Annotated in this window: 20 protein-coding genes; 11 read left to right on the plus strand and 9 right to left on the minus strand. The window is 61.8% G+C overall.

Annotated features, from left to right (window positions below):
• Positions 1–141: 141 nt before the first annotated feature.
• Positions 142–717 (plus strand): fasciclin domain-containing protein, encoded by a 576-nt coding sequence (locus GRI32_RS02135; RefSeq protein WP_160589458.1) that lies wholly within the window; start codon positions 142–144, stop codon positions 715–717.
• A 165-nt stretch (positions 718–882) separates the two neighbouring features.
• On the opposite strand, the gene GRI32_RS02140 is transcribed toward GRI32_RS02135, so the two are convergent.
• The gene (locus GRI32_RS02140; protein ID WP_160589459.1) at positions 883–1,362 is read right to left on the minus strand and encodes a DUF2141 domain-containing protein; all 480 of its coding nucleotides are present in this window, start codon (positions 1,360–1,362) and stop codon (positions 883–885) included.
• Positions 1,363–1,370: 8 nt separating this feature from the next.
• Entirely contained in the window at positions 1,371–1,796 is a 426-nt protein-coding gene (locus GRI32_RS02145; protein ID WP_160589460.1) for an ion channel, read from the minus strand.
• A gap of 172 nt (positions 1,797–1,968) precedes the next feature.
• Here GRI32_RS02145 and GRI32_RS02150 point away from each other — a divergent pair, with 172 nt between their 5' ends.
• The gene (locus tag GRI32_RS02150; RefSeq protein ID WP_160589461.1) at positions 1,969–2,181 is read left to right on the plus strand and encodes a hypothetical protein; all 213 of its coding nucleotides are present in this window, start codon (positions 1,969–1,971) and stop codon (positions 2,179–2,181) included.
• Here GRI32_RS02150 and GRI32_RS10835 read toward each other — a convergent pair.
• Positions 2,178–2,312 carry a hypothetical protein gene (locus GRI32_RS10835; protein ID WP_272916768.1) on the minus strand — a complete coding sequence of 45 codons (135 nt, stop codon included), beginning with the start codon at positions 2,310–2,312 and terminating at the stop codon, positions 2,178–2,180. The two genes, GRI32_RS02150 and GRI32_RS10835, sit on opposite strands and share 4 nt — an antisense overlap.
• A gap of 90 nt (positions 2,313–2,402) precedes the next feature.
• On the minus strand, positions 2,403–2,894 hold the full coding sequence (locus tag GRI32_RS02155; RefSeq protein WP_237437318.1) for a YaiI/YqxD family protein: 492 nt from the start codon (positions 2,892–2,894) through the stop codon (positions 2,403–2,405).
• Positions 2,895–3,017: 123 nt separating this feature from the next.
• Between GRI32_RS02155 and GRI32_RS02160 the strand changes: the two genes are divergently transcribed.
• Positions 3,018–3,461 carry a DUF6491 family protein gene (locus GRI32_RS02160; protein ID WP_160589462.1) on the plus strand — a complete coding sequence of 148 codons (444 nt, stop codon included), beginning with the start codon at positions 3,018–3,020 and terminating at the stop codon, positions 3,459–3,461.
• Between the two features lie 45 nt (positions 3,462–3,506).
• On the opposite strand, the gene GRI32_RS02165 is transcribed toward GRI32_RS02160, so the two are convergent.
• Entirely contained in the window at positions 3,507–3,815 is a 309-nt protein-coding gene (locus GRI32_RS02165) for an alkylphosphonate utilization protein (protein WP_160589463.1), read from the minus strand.
• Positions 3,816–4,216: 401 nt separating this feature from the next.
• Here GRI32_RS02165 and GRI32_RS02170 point away from each other — a divergent pair, with 401 nt between their 5' ends.
• Positions 4,217–4,429, plus strand: coding sequence for a cold-shock protein (locus GRI32_RS02170; protein WP_160589464.1), 213 nt, complete (start codon positions 4,217–4,219; stop codon positions 4,427–4,429).
• A 134-nt stretch (positions 4,430–4,563) separates the two neighbouring features.
• On the plus strand, positions 4,564–4,824 hold the full coding sequence (locus tag GRI32_RS02175) for a hypothetical protein (RefSeq protein WP_160589465.1): 261 nt from the start codon (positions 4,564–4,566) through the stop codon (positions 4,822–4,824).
• Between the two features lie 68 nt (positions 4,825–4,892).
• On the opposite strand, the gene GRI32_RS02180 is transcribed toward GRI32_RS02175, so the two are convergent.
• Positions 4,893–5,408: a cupin domain-containing protein gene (locus tag GRI32_RS02180; protein WP_160589466.1), complete on the minus strand. Its 516-nt coding sequence runs from the start codon at positions 5,406–5,408 to the stop codon at positions 4,893–4,895.
• Positions 5,409–5,555: 147 nt separating this feature from the next.
• On the opposite strand from GRI32_RS02180, the gene GRI32_RS02185 reads away from it, so the two are divergent.
• Together GRI32_RS02185 and GRI32_RS02190 are read left to right on the plus strand one after the other, a co-directional pair.
• Positions 5,556–6,050 carry an anthrone oxygenase family protein gene (locus tag GRI32_RS02185; RefSeq protein WP_160589467.1) on the plus strand — a complete coding sequence of 165 codons (495 nt, stop codon included), beginning with the start codon at positions 5,556–5,558 and terminating at the stop codon, positions 6,048–6,050.
• The gene (locus GRI32_RS02190; RefSeq protein WP_160589468.1) at positions 6,047–6,499 is read left to right on the plus strand and encodes a COG3650 family protein; all 453 of its coding nucleotides are present in this window, start codon (positions 6,047–6,049) and stop codon (positions 6,497–6,499) included. The genes GRI32_RS02185 and GRI32_RS02190 overlap by 4 nt, the downstream gene beginning before the upstream one ends.
• 41 nt (positions 6,500–6,540) lie before the next feature.
• Here GRI32_RS02190 and GRI32_RS02195 read toward each other — a convergent pair whose 3' ends face one another.
• Positions 6,541–7,161: a pyroglutamyl-peptidase I family protein gene (locus GRI32_RS02195; RefSeq protein WP_160589469.1), complete on the minus strand. Its 621-nt coding sequence runs from the start codon at positions 7,159–7,161 to the stop codon at positions 6,541–6,543.
• A gap of 32 nt (positions 7,162–7,193) precedes the next feature.
• On the minus strand, positions 7,194–8,636 hold the full coding sequence (locus GRI32_RS02200; protein WP_160589470.1) for a S41 family peptidase: 1,443 nt from the start codon (positions 8,634–8,636) through the stop codon (positions 7,194–7,196).
• A gap of 271 nt (positions 8,637–8,907) precedes the next feature.
• Here GRI32_RS02200 and GRI32_RS02205 point away from each other — a divergent pair, with 271 nt between their 5' ends.
• From GRI32_RS02205 to GRI32_RS02220, 4 genes are all read left to right on the plus strand, one after another.
• Complete coding sequence (locus tag GRI32_RS02205; protein WP_160589471.1) at positions 8,908–9,528, plus strand: YbhB/YbcL family Raf kinase inhibitor-like protein; 621 nt, start codon at positions 8,908–8,910, stop codon at positions 9,526–9,528.
• A 46-nt stretch (positions 9,529–9,574) separates the two neighbouring features.
• The gene (locus tag GRI32_RS02210; RefSeq protein WP_160589472.1) at positions 9,575–9,826 is read left to right on the plus strand and encodes an SWIB/MDM2 domain-containing protein; all 252 of its coding nucleotides are present in this window, start codon (positions 9,575–9,577) and stop codon (positions 9,824–9,826) included.
• A gap of 220 nt (positions 9,827–10,046) precedes the next feature.
• Entirely contained in the window at positions 10,047–11,309 is a 1,263-nt protein-coding gene (locus tag GRI32_RS02215) for a gallate dioxygenase (protein WP_160589473.1), read from the plus strand.
• 137 nt (positions 11,310–11,446) lie between these two features.
• Positions 11,447–12,796, plus strand: a complete 1,350-nt coding sequence (locus GRI32_RS02220) for an aldehyde dehydrogenase family protein (protein ID WP_160589474.1) — start codon at positions 11,447–11,449, stop codon at positions 12,794–12,796.
• A gap of 40 nt (positions 12,797–12,836) precedes the next feature.
• Here the strand turns inward: GRI32_RS02220 and GRI32_RS02225 are convergent, their stop codons facing one another.
• Positions 12,837–13,397, minus strand: coding sequence for a DUF1003 domain-containing protein (locus GRI32_RS02225; protein ID WP_160589475.1), 561 nt, complete (start codon positions 13,395–13,397; stop codon positions 12,837–12,839).
• Positions 13,398–13,464: the final 67 nt, after the last annotated feature.

Here is a 13,464-nt window from a genome sequence, read left to right on the forward strand (position 1 = left end):
GCATCGATAAGGGGCGGGGGAGGCGCTGCTGACCCCGGCCCTTTGGCCCCTGTCCTTTTGTCCATATCGAAACGCGCCGGGGCGCTCTTACCTTTCCTGTGCTGGGTTCATCCATTCGGGGCCCAATTGGAAAGGACCACAATGACCAAACATATCCTCACGACCCTGCTCGCAGGCGCCGCCTTCAGTCTGTCCGCATGCAGCGAAGCCGCTGAAGCGCCTGTTGCAGACGATGCCGCGATGGCGGATCAGACCGCCAATTCGCAGGCCACCGGAACCATTGTTGATGTTGCAGTCGGCAATGAAGATTTCTCCACCCTTGTCGCTGCCGTTCAGGCCGCCGGCCTGGTGGATACGCTGTCGGGCGCCGGACCGTTCACCGTGTTCGCACCGACCAATGCAGCTTTCGCAGCGCTGCCCGAAGGCGTGGTGGAAGAGCTGACCACCAATGACACCGAAACCCTCGCCAGCATCCTGACCTATCACGTGGTGGCAGGCGAAGTGCTGGCGGCAGACGTGCTCGCCGCGATCGAAGGTGCCGGCGATGCAGGCTTTGCCATCACCACCGTCAATGGCGCCACGCTCACCGCCACGCTGGTGGATGGCAATGTCGTGCTGACCGATGCCGCAGGCAACACCGCCACCGTCGTTGCGACCGATGTCGATGCTTCCAACGGCGTGATCCACGTGATCGACACGGTGCTGATGCCCGCTTGATTAGCGGGTGGATCATGGGGCTGACTTTCAGGCCCTGAATTTGCCAGGCTACATGAGCTACACTGCAGGGGCGGGTCTTTGACGAGGCCCGCCCTTTTGCGATCTGCACCCGCGTGGCAGGCTGTGTGTCTGCTCGCGCTTGCGGAGTGTCAGTCTCTTGGCCGATCAATCAAACAGGTATCGCATCTGGATGGTGATCGTGCTGCCCGCGGCCAACGGAACCTGCGATCGGGCATAACGCGGCATTCCGCCCGGATTGCCTGAAACGCCCACGCCCTCTGTCGGCATGCCGATGAAGTTCTGGCCAAGGCGGCCGTTGCGGTTTTCGTCATGGAATACCGTCACGGCATAGTTGCCCGCAGCGGGCAGGGGCACCTGGATGCGGGTGGTGGCTCCGGTGATCGGATAGGTGCGGCGCCACGTGCCGTCGCCTTCTTCGCATTCGGGGAAATCGGCCTTTTCGCGGAACAGGCAGACGATCAGCTGGCCATTGGTGGAGCTGAGCTGCGTCACCGTCAGACTGAAGCTGGCACCCGGTTGCTGCGCCACGGCGGGGGACGATGTGATCGCGGCCAATGAGATCAGCGAGCCAAGCGCGGCGAGCGAGGCAAAACCGGCGTGGGTGATCGGTGAGCGTGTCATCATGGCCCCGCCTATTTGCGCGAAAGACGGGTGATCAGCGAGACGAAGAAGGCGGTGGACCAGCCCATCAGGATGATACCGTTCATCCCTTCGATGGCGGCAACCAGCTGCCAGTCATGCGCCAGCCCGGCATCGTCATAACCGATGGTGGAATAGGTGATGGTGGAGAAATACACCGCCGTGTGCAGATCGGGCAGCGCGTCCAGCACCAGGTACACCGCCGCATACAGCCAGATCTCCGCCCCGTGCAGCAGGAACAGGCCGACCACCAGCGCCAGGGTGAAGGCAATTCCGCGCGCACTGACGGGGGAAATCGATTCGAGCTGCTCCTCCTCCCGCTCTATCCGCAACACGCGCGCCAGGCCGAGCAGGCCCAGCCCGTGCATGATCACGGTGAGCAGGACCATGAAGGTGGCAACGGCAAGGGCGGGAAACATGGCGTCACCTTGTCTGCTTGCCGGGCGCCGGTCAATCGCGAAGCGGGCAGGGCGGGCTGCCCGGTTCAACCAACGCCCGGTTCAACTAGCGCCCAGCCTCTAGCGACCAGCCTCTACCGCTCGGCTCCCGGGCGCGCTATGGCGCCGCCAACCCCGCAATCAGGAAGTGTATATGGCCGATCTCTATCTCAAGGCGCTCGAATCCGAACGCAAGGCGCTGTGGGCGACCTGCCGGCTCAAAGGCCTGGCGAAAGACACCAGGGAACGCCTGCGCATCGCCGAGCTGGACCGCCTGCTGGCCGAGCACAAGGCCAAGGCCGGAACCAAGGCTGATACCAAGGCTGATGCCAAAGGCGGCACGAAAGAAGGCGCGAAGAAGGTCTAGCCGTTCTTCATGTTCTCCAGCCCCTTGATGCCACCGGGCTTGGTGCTGGGCTGAGAGGCGTTCTTCTTGGGGCCCTTGTCCGCCTTGGGCTTGCGCACTTCGCGGTTCGATTTCTTCTGGCTCTTGGCCATGACTGTTCCAATAGAGGCGGAATGCCTCGCCCCGCCATACGCCTGATGCGGGCAGGACCCGGCATCAAATCGTAAGTTCAGGTCGTAGGTTCAGTTCTGGCGGGCGATCCTGTGCAGCTGCTTGTCCAGCTCCTGCAGGAAGCGCGAGCGGTCGGCCTTGCTGAACGGGGGCGGGCCACCGCCAATGCCGTCTGCGCCCACGCGCAGGTCCGCCATGATCGCGCGCGTGGCAATCGCCCCGCCGATGGAGCCTGTGGTGAAAGGCTTGCCATTGTTGCCAATGACGGTCGCACCCGCCTTCAGGCAGCGATCGGCCAGCAATATGTCGGCCGTGATGACGATGCAGCGGGCGTCGGCCTGCTCGGCAATCCAGTCATCGGCGGCGTCGAACCCGTCGGACACCACCACCCGTTGGACCCATTTGCTTTCGGGAATGCGGAAAGGCGAATTGCTGACCACCTTCACCGGCACCTTGTGGCGCAGGGCGACGCGGTAGATTTCCTCCTTCACCGGGCAGGCATCGGCATCGACCAGGATCTGCAGCTGGCTGGCTGTCATCGCGGGATCATTTCCTGGCATCATCAGAGTGTTCCTGTGTCACTTTCCCAGTCTATTTCCAGGCATATTTCTACGTATATTTCCGAATGGAAAGCAGATTGCAGCCCTGCGCACCTTCTGGCTTCAATCGTGTGAGGAACCACAACCATGAACAAGTCCGTAGCGTCCTTTATCGCCCTTGGCGCCATTGCGATGAGCGCTGGCTGCGCCCCGGTGGACGGGGAAACGCGCGCTTCTGGCGATGGCTCGGCGCGCCAGTGCTTCTTCACCAGCCAGATCAATTCCTATTCCGACGCGGAAGACGGACCGGATGGCGAAGAGCGTTTCTACATCGAAACCGGCCCCAACGATAACTGGCTGTTCGAAGCGATCGGACCCTGCAACGATCTGGACTTCACCATGCAGATTGCGCTCGACACGCGCGGCATGGGCAGCGTGTGTACCGGCAATACGGAAACCTTGCTGATCCCCCGCACGCCCACCGGCACCGGGCGCTGTTCGGTGCGCGTGCTGCAAAAGATGACCGATGATGAACGCGATGCCTTCGAAGCCGCAGCAAAGGCAGCAGTGGAGGCGCGCCGCGCCCAGTAGATCGGGCAGTAAATCGGGCAGTAAATCGGGCAGTAACTTCGGCGCCTAGCGCTTGCGGACGAATTCGGCGCGCAGGACCAGACCCTTTATGCCCGGATAGCGGCAGTCGATTTCCTGCGCGTCGCCGGTCAGGCGGATGCTCTTGATCAGCGTGCCCTGTTTCAGCACCTGGCCCGCGCCCTTGACATCAAGGTCCTTGATCAGCGTCACCTGATCGCCATCGGCCAGCAGATTGCCCACCGCATCGCGGACCTCCACCTGGCCTGCCGCCGCCTGCTTTGCGGCCAGCTGGGAAGCGGGCATCCATTCGCCGCTGTCCTCATCAAAGACATAGTCCTCGTCATCGCCGGCCATCTGTTCTGCTCCTGAAGTTCAGCAGTGCGCATGGCAGTGCGATGGCGCTTTGACCAGTAAATCTACGGCAAATCTACGGCAAATCTCCGGCAAATGTGGGGCGTTTACCCCGCGTTTCCGCCGGACCTGACCTGCGTTTCCAAGGATAATTAGGTAAAGCGGGCCATGCGTGCTAGAAGCCCCGTGCTGACGTCGAAATTTGCGACGGACTTCGAGATTTGACGACCGCCGCTTGCCCACCGGTTCCAACCGCACGGCCCCGGCGTAAACCAGACGACGACTTCCTTTCATCGGACGATTTGACGCCTCCTGGTCGCAAAAGCGGCCCGGTTGAACCTTGAATGGCCGGGATCACACAATCGTGTCCTTGCCGATACTAGTTTCCGTGAAAGGAATACCCCATGTCAAAGACTGGCACCGTAAAATTCTTCAACACCGACAAGGGCTATGGTTTCATCCAGCCTGACGACGGTTCGGCTGACAGCTTCGTACATATCTCTGCCGTACAGGCAGCAGGCATGACCACGCTCGATAAAGAGCAGCGCCTGAACTACGAAATCGAATCCGGCCGTAACGGCAAGGAATCGGCTGTTAATCTGTCGGCTGCCGACTGATTGAATTCGGGCTTTCCCGGGTGGCGCCATGCGCTGCCCGGGGCACCCATTCCGGCGCGCCCGGTACAGTGCTTACGTACTACAGGCCGCGTCCACCCCGTTATCCGCCCCAGATTGCAGCCCTAAGGACGAACATGGCCCAGACATTTCAATTCTACGATGATCGTGCGAATGAAGCTTCTGCCGAAGCTGCCTCTGCCACGCTCGACAATGTCCGGGAACGGGCTCTGCGGTCTGAAAAGGCATGGCGGGGCATGGCCGATCAGGCGCTGAAGATCGAAGAAGATCGCGCCCAGGCCGAACGTGACCGTGCCGAACGGCGCGAAGCGGAAAAGCAGGCCGAAGCCGAAAAGCGCGAACAGGCCGAACAGATGATCCTGGCGCAGGACGGCTGAGCGCACCAGCGCCGCCTCTCCCGACTACCAGATCCGGCAAACAAGTTTCGGCAGATCAGGCCGGAACCCTATTCCATAAGTTCAAGCGGCTGGGGCAATGTCTCCAGCAAGTCTTCTGAAAACCGTGCATCGATGTGGAAGAACGCCATGCGGGTGACCGCGTCGCTGCGATTTTCCCACGCATGATCGGTGCCGCGCTGGACCACCACATCCCCCGCACGCATCACCACTTCGCTGTCGCTGAGGTGCAGCACCACTTCGCCTTCGATCACCAGCGCATAATCCAGCGTGCGGGTGCGGTGCATCACCGTTTTGTGGCCGCCCGCACTGGCGGGATAAAGTTCGATGAAGCGCATCAGATGGCCCGATGGCGGCATGATGGTGAAGGGGCGCTCGTTCGGTTCGGCTGCTGGCTGCGCGGTCAGTTGCGGCACCGGATCGCCCTCGTGCCAGATTTCGATGAAGTCGGCGCCCACGTCGGGGCCGCTCATCGGGTGGTTTTGCGGCGGGCGGCCATCGCTCAGCACGATCGACTTGCCGCTCGCATCATGGCCCGTGACCACGCGCCGTCCCCAATTTGCCATATGCCCTGTTCCTCTGCCTGAAAGAGCCGGGACGATAGCGGGAGGCGCGAAGCTGGCAAGAGGATGGCAAGCGCCGTGCGCTTGTGGGCCGCTTCGTCCCTCTCTACGCTTGTGCCGGGACACAAAACGCGAACAGGGGGATCAATCATGCAAGGGGCAATCACCGTGCTGCTTTGGGGAGCAGCCATTTCCGCCGGACTGATGGCGGGAATTTATTTCGCCTTCTCCACCTTCCTCATGCAGTCGCTGGCCGCGCTGGCAGGCGATAGCGGCATGGCCGCGATGCAGAGCATCAACCGGATCATCCTGCGCTCCCCCTTCCTGCCGCTGTTCTTTGCCAGCAGTGCTGTGTGCGCCGTGCTGGCGGTGGCGGGCCTTGTCGATCTGAAGGCTGCGGGCGGATGGCAGATGACAGCCGGGGCCGGTATCTACCTGCTGGGAATGCTGCTGGTGACGATCGTCGGCAATGTCCCGCTCAACAATGCCCTGGATGCGGCGACACCCGGCACGGCCCAGGGGGCGGCAATGTGGACGCAATATCTTGATCGCTGGACGGTGTGGAACCATGTGCGCACTTTGGCCTGCACGCTTTCCATGGCCATGCTGGTATGGGCCATTGCATTGAGGTGGAACCTGACATGAGAATTATTGCAGCCTGCCTGCTGGCAGCGATGCTGGCGGCCTGTTCGGCAGACCATGACGCGGCCATTCCCGGCAATGCGCAGGACGATCAGCCCTTCGCCGGTATCGGTGAGGATGAGGTGATCCGCCTGACGGGCACGGAGCCGTTCTGGGGCGGAGAGATTTCAGGCGGCCTGTTTACCTACACCACGCCCGAGAACATCGAGGGCCAGCGCCTGCCGGTGACCCGTTTTGCCGGGCGCGGCGGGTTGTCTTTCAGCGCAGAGGCTGACGGGGTGGCGGTGGACATGGCAATCACGCCCGCCGCTTGTTCGGACGGGATGAGCGATCGGACCTATCCCTTCACCGTCACGCTGCAATGGGGCGAAGATCAGCGCATCGGCTGCGGCTGGAGCGATGTGCACCCCTTTTCCGGCGGCGCGGAGCAGGAGCTTGAGGCCGCCGAATAGCGGCCCGGTAGATCAGTCTCCCACCCGATCGATCTTCCCGCCTAATCGGTCAGCGTATTGGCGATCACGGCAATCGCCTGCGCCATCTGGTCCAGCGGCATTGTTCCGGCAGCGGTGGCGGCAAGGTCGGACCCGTGCACGGCGGGCAGGTGCACGAACAGCACCTGCGTGGACAAAGCGCGGTCGGCAATCTGCCGCAGCGCATAGTGATAGGAAAAATTGCACAGATATTCGCCCGCATCGGCGGAGATGCTGGCCGAGACATTGGACCGCGACAGCACTTTTTGCAGCCGGCCCAGATCTATGGCTGTCATCAATGGAGCTTGCTCGGCATTGGCCGGGGGCGGGACATATCCGGCATTGTCGGGCTTGTCCGCGGCGCACCGGGCGCTGGCGCGGCTTTCCAGCGTCACCGCCCGTGCGACATTGCTGTATCCGGTCAGGATCAGTGCGCGCGGCGGCTGTGCCAGCAGCGCATCGATCTGCGGCACCACGCGGCGATAATCGACATCCAGCAGGCTGAGCAAAGTGCTGTGCGGCAGGCCAGACCTGACCGCGCCGAAATATTCGATCACCCGCTGGGTGGGATTGTCAGCCACGCCGGGGAAGGCGCGAAAGCCGGTGATGACGATCCTTCGTCCGGTGCCTTCTGACCGTTCCATCAGGGGTTCCCCTTCCAGGCCGGCCGGTCCGGTCAGAAGATGCCCGGAACGTTGCGCTGCGCGGTATTGGGCTGTTCGCGCTGCAGGAAGCCGCGATCGACCACCGCCTGCGTGGTGGCGGGGCCGCCCGATATCGGTGTGCACGAGCGCCCGGCCAGGAAATCCAGCGCGACCGACAGCATGCCTTCATTCGGATCGCCCAGCTGTGCGGTGAGGTCGTCCTGCGCCCGGCAGCTGTTGGGAATGGTGGAGGCAAGGCCGGTGTAATAATCGCCATTGCGGTTGGCATTTTCCACCCGCAGCGCGATCACCCGCAACCGGTCATCGCAGGCCGCCTGATCGAGGGCAATCTGCCCCACCGGCTTGCCAAAGGTGTTCTCGCCGATCAGCGCGATGCTGGTGTTGCCAAGATAGGGCTGCATGCCGTTGATGACCATTTCGCTGGCCGATGCGGTGCCGCGCGTGGTGATGAAGGCGATCTTGGTCGGCTGGATGGATTCGGGCTGCGCATTTATGCGATAGGTCGAATCATTGGCGGATTTGGAGGCGCGGAAGGTGATGTAATCGAACACCTGATTATCGTTGTCGCGCCCCATCATGTCGCCCATGAACTCGGCAATGGAGATCAGCCCGCCGCCGTTATAGCGCAGGTCAATCACCAGTTCGGTCACCCCGGCAGCGCGGAAGGACTGATAGGCGCTGCGCAGGTCCGGCCCGGCGGTATCGATGAAGGTGCGCAGGTTGATATAGCCCACCTTCTTGCCACCATCGTTGATGATCTTGAAGCCATAGCGATCGGATACCGGGTCCAGCGCATATTCGGCCTTTGACAGCGATATGGTGCGATCGATCCCGCTGGCATCGCGGATGCGGATCACCCGCGTGGTGCCCGCCGTATCCGGCCCCAGCGCGTTGATCACGGCAGATGGTCCACCATTGGCCATCAGCGAGTTGACCGTCTGCAAATTCGCCTCGCTCGTGCCGATGGCCAGCAGTTCGCTGCCGCGATCCATGTTCTGGCCCAGTGCGGGCGCATTCTCGAACGCTTCGATCACATAGACCCGGCGGGCAGCGGTGTCATAGCCCAGCCGGATGCCGAAACCGGCGCTGGCCCCCTGCTGGAAGAAGGCGTTCTCCTCCGCGATGGAGGTCAGATAGGTGAAGTAACGATCGCGCGATGCATCACGCGCCGGCTTTACCAGCGCATCGATATAGCTCTGTACGCTGGAATAGTTCGCCGGGTTGACGGTGGTGTCGAGCAGGTCGGGGAACAGGTACCATTCGTTGAGCTGCGCCAGCGTCCAGCTTTGCCGCGATGACAGCGAGCAGGTGCCCGATGTGGGCGTGGGCGTGGGCGTTGATGAAGGCGTGGGCGTGGGAACATTGCCCGTGGGCGCGCCGCCGCTGGACGTACCCCCGCATGATGCCACCATGGCTGCGCAGGCGAGGGTCAACGCGATCTTGGAAGTTTTCATGGATTCGGTTGTCCGTCTTGCCGCGCACTCGGGGAAGTTGCAGCTGCGACGATATCGACGCCCCGCCGCACTGGCAAGTATGAAGCGGACGGCCGCAGGGGTGAAGTTCGCGCGCCAGACGCTTGAAATATCACGAACAATCGCAATTCTTCTACAGGAGAAGGGGCCGATGCCCTTGCCAAGGCGCTTGTGTGGCGGCACATCGCGCACTCACTGTCCGTATCAGGGCGTAAATTACCGCATCCGCAAACGGATGCATGCTGGAGGAATAATGTCGGACAACCTGCCCGACTGGCTGAGCAAGGCGCTGCACTCGCCACGTGCAGGCCATGCAAAACTTATGGTGGCGCGGCTGGCCAATGAAGCCATGCTGGGCCGCGGCGGCTTCACCTTGTCGTCGGCTGCCTTCCGCAATGGAGAGGCGCTGGATCCCAGCTTTACCGCTGACGAGGAAGATTCGGTCGCTCCGCCGCTGGAATGGACTGCGCCGCCGCCGGGAAGCCATGAACTGGTGCTGGTGGTGGAAGATCCCGATGCGCCCAGCCCTAATTCAAAGGGCGAACAACCTTTTTGCCATTGGCTGGTCTGGGGCATGCCCGGCCAGAAAGGCATGTTGCTTGAAGGGGAAGTCCCGCCGCGCGTGGGCAAGAACTCCTTCGGCAATTCCGAATGGCTGCTGCCCGATCCACCGACGGGCAGCCAGCCGCATGATTACGTATTCCAGCTCTTCGCACTTGACCTGCCCCTGGTACTGATGCCGGGTGCAAGCCGGGATGAACTGGAAGCGGCCATGAAAGGCCACGTAACCGCTGTCACGCTGCTGACCGGGACTTACACCCGTGAAGAGGGCGGTGATTATGACTGGGACGCCGAGGACGAGGGCGAGGATTGATTTCCCCTTGCACCCGGCAGGATTTTTTGAAGGGAAGGAAAGTATTATGGCTGCAAAGAACAACGCGCTGAACAAGCCGGTAACGCTCTCGGGCGAACTGGAGAACGTGATTGGCAAGGGTCCGATGACCCGCGCTGAAGTCACCTCCAAGGTGTGGGTCTACATCAAGGCCAACGACCTGCAGGACGCCAAGGACAAGCGCCAGATCAACCCCGATGCCAAGCTTGGCGCGGTGATCGGCAAGGATCAGATCTCCATGTTCAAGATGACCGCTGCGGTGTCCAAGCACCTGAGCTGATCGCCTGATGGCAGGGGGCCTTGTGTGGCCCGTTGCCTCAAGCTGGAAAATTGCGGGCGGGGCGTCTCACGGCGCTCCGCCCGTTTCCTTTCGGATATGTGAAAACTTCATGCATCCGTAAAATTGACTTGTCGCCGGGCGTGGCCACATGGCACTATACGGACAAATTGACAGGATCAGCGCTGCACACCGGCGCGATCGAGAGGAAAGGCCCGGAACAATGGCTACTATCGTCGGCGGCGTCGCCACATCGCACACTCCCACCATCGCTTTCGCCAAGGATGGCGGCAAGCAGGATGATCCGGTTTGGAAGCCGATCTTCGAAGGCTATGAGCCGGTGCAGAAGTGGTTTCGCGAAAAGAAGCCCGATGTGCTGGTCTATATCTACAACGACCACATGACCTCCTTCTTCGACCATTACAGCCACTTTGCGCTGGGCGTGGGCGCGAAGTTCGAGGCGGCAGACGAGGGCGGTGGTCCGCGCGATATTCCCGCCATCATGGGCGATCCCAAATTTGCCGAACACGTGGCCAAGGTGATGGTCGCCAATGAATTCGACCTGTCCTATTTCCAGGGCAAGGGCCTCGATCATGGCGCCTTCAGCCCGCTGTCGGTGATGGTCGATTACAACGAGCAGGATGGCTGGGCCTGCAAGCTCCTGCCCGTGGTGTGCGGCGTGCTGACCGTACCGCTGCCTTCGGCTCGGCGGTTCTACAAATTCGGCAAGAGCCTGCGCCAGGCGATCCTGTCCTATCCCGAAGACATCAAGGTGGCGATTGCCGGCACCGGCGGCCTGTCGCACCAGGTCCACGGCGAAGGCTGCGGCTTCAACAATCCCGAATGGGATATGGAGTTCATGGAACGGCTGGAGAAGGACCCTGAAAGCCTGCTCGACCTGTCCATTGCCGAACTGGCCCGCCGCGGCGGCTGGGAAGGCGCCGAAGTCGTGATGTGGCTGATGATGCGCGGCGCGCTCTCGGCAGAGGTGGAGTGCACGCACAAGACCTATTTCCTGCCCTCCATGTGCCCCATCGCCACGATGATCATGGAAGAGGTTTCCAACGATGCGCCGGTGGAGGCTCCCGCCGAAACGCTGAAGCGGATCAACTGGGATTATGAAGGCGCGGACAAGATGGAGGGCACCTATCCCTTCACTATCGAGCGCAGCGTGCGCGGCTTCCGCCTCAACCACTTCCTCCACTCGCTTACCGATCCGGTGGTGCGCAAGCAGTTCCGCGAGGACGAGGAAGCCTGCATGTCGGACGCCGGGCTGACCGATGAGGAGAAGCGCCTTGTGCGTGAGCGCGACTGGATCGGCCTGATCCATTACGGCGTGATCTTCTTCATGCTGGAGAAGCTGGGCGCGGTAACCGGCATCGGCAATATCGATATCTATGCCGCGATGAAGGGGTTGAGCGTTCCGGACTTCCAGAAGACCCGCAATGCCGCGATCAATTACGGCGTGGCTGGCAAGGAAGACTGAGGCTGCCTATATTGCCTGTCTGCCGGGGCGTTTTCCCGGCGATCCGCTGACACCGGGCACTTGGTCCACCTTGTGTTCCGGGCAGCGGAGGATAGGCAATGCGGCCCGTTTCAATTCACTTTTCTACAGGAAATCCCATGTCCAGCACCGCCCAGACTGCTTCCGATCTCTCCGCTGAGATTGCCCGCGTTTTCGCCCTGCAGCAGGCGCATCAATGGGATGTGAAGGCGACCAAGGCAGCGGCGCGCAAGGCCAAGCTGGAAAAGCTGAAAGCCGCAGTGGAAGCCCACGCGGACGATATCGTCGCTGCCGTGCTGGAAGATACGCGCAAGCCCGCGGGCGAAATTCGCGTTACCGAAGTGCTCAACGTCACCGCCAATATCCAGCGCAATATCGACAACCTCGATGAGTGGATGAAGCCCACGCAGGTCACGCCATCGACCAACCCCGATGACAAGGCGCAGATCATCTATGAAGCGCGCGGCGTGTGCCTGATCCTGGGCCCGTGGAACTTTCCGCTCGGCCTCACCTTCGGTCCGCTGGCAGCCGCCGTGGCGGCGGGCAATTGCTGCATGCTCAAGCTGACCGATCTGTGCCCGGCCACCGCCAGCATCGCCGCGAAGATCGTGCGCGAGGTGTTCGACGAGAACGAAGTGGCCGTGTTCGAAGGCGATGTCAGCGTGGCCACCGCCCTGCTCGACCTGCCGTTCAGCCACATCTTCTTCACCGGCAGTACGCGCGTGGGCAAGATCGTGATGGCCGCTGCCGCCAGACATCTGGCCAGCGTGACGCTGGAACTGGGCGGCAAGTCGCCGGTGATTGTCGATGATGGCGCGGATATCGACAAGATCGCCGCCGCGCTGGCGGGCGCCAAGCAGTTCAACGGCGGACAGGCCTGCATCAGCCCGGACTATGTCTTCGTGAAGGAAGATCAGCAGGCCCGGCTGGTCAAAGGCTTCAAGGCCAACGTGCAGAACAACCTCTACACCGAAGATGGCCAGATCAAGAAGGAAGCCATCGCCCAGATCGTCAACAAGGCAAACTTTGACCGGGTCAAGGGCCTGTTCGACGATGCGGTGGCGCAAGGTGCAACCGTGGCCGTGGGCGGGCAGATGGATGAGGACGACCTGACCATCCATCCCACCATGCTGACCAATGTCACCCCGCAGATGAAGATCCTGCAGGAAGAGATTTTCGCTCCGGTTATCCCGGTGATGACCTACGATACGCTCGATCAGGTGATCGGTTATATCGAGGAGCGCGACAAGCCGCTGGCGCTGTATATTTTCAGCCCGGACGAGGGCAATGTGCAGAAGGTTCTGGACCGCACCTCATCGGGCGGCGTGACCGTCAACGGCGTGTTCTCGCATTATCTGGAAAACAACCTGCCCTTCGGCGGCGTGAACCAGAGCGGCACCGGCAGCTATCACGGCTATTTCGGCTTCAAGGCGTTCAGCCACGAACGGGCGGTCTATATCCACCAATAGGCCGGTCATGCTGGCCAGGTCCGGGAGTTTCGGCTGAGCTTCAGCCGCGCTCTGACTTAACCAGCAGCGCCTCCAGCATTTCCAGCATGCGCGCCTGCCGTGCCAGGATCAGTTCGTGCTGTTCGCCGCGCAGCCGGTCCAGCTTTTGCTGCATCGCCAGAATCTCGATCTCGGATCGCAGATTGACCTCGTAGTCATGGGCGGCGGCCACGCGGTCCTTTTCCGCCTGCCGGTTCTGGCTCATCATGATGATCGGCGCCTGGATTGCGGCGAGCATGGACAGGATCAGGTTGAGGAAGATGAAAGGGTAGGGGTCGAACGGCTTCGCACTTGCCAGCAACAAGGTGTTGCCGCCCACCCACAGGGCCAGGAACAGGAAAAAGCCGCCGATAAAGGGCCATGATCCGCCGACCCTGGCAACGCTGTCGGCCAGCCGGTCCCATCCCGATTCGGCCACGCTGGAAAGCTCATTGGCATCGCGGCTGAGCGGCTGGCGCGCGTCGATGTGCCTCAGGATGTTTTCATGCTGTGTACCGCGCGGGCCACCTTCGCCAAGCACCCGCCGGGCAATGTCGAGCGCGATACGTGTGGGATTGTTCATCTGGGGCTCCTCCTGAATCTGGCCATGAAATCGCGCCTTTGCGGTGGGGCCGTCAAGTCGCGATCGC

The organism is Alteraurantiacibacter aestuarii (assembly GCF_009827405.1).
Lineage (GTDB): Bacteria > Pseudomonadota > Alphaproteobacteria > Sphingomonadales > Sphingomonadaceae > Alteraurantiacibacter > Alteraurantiacibacter aestuarii.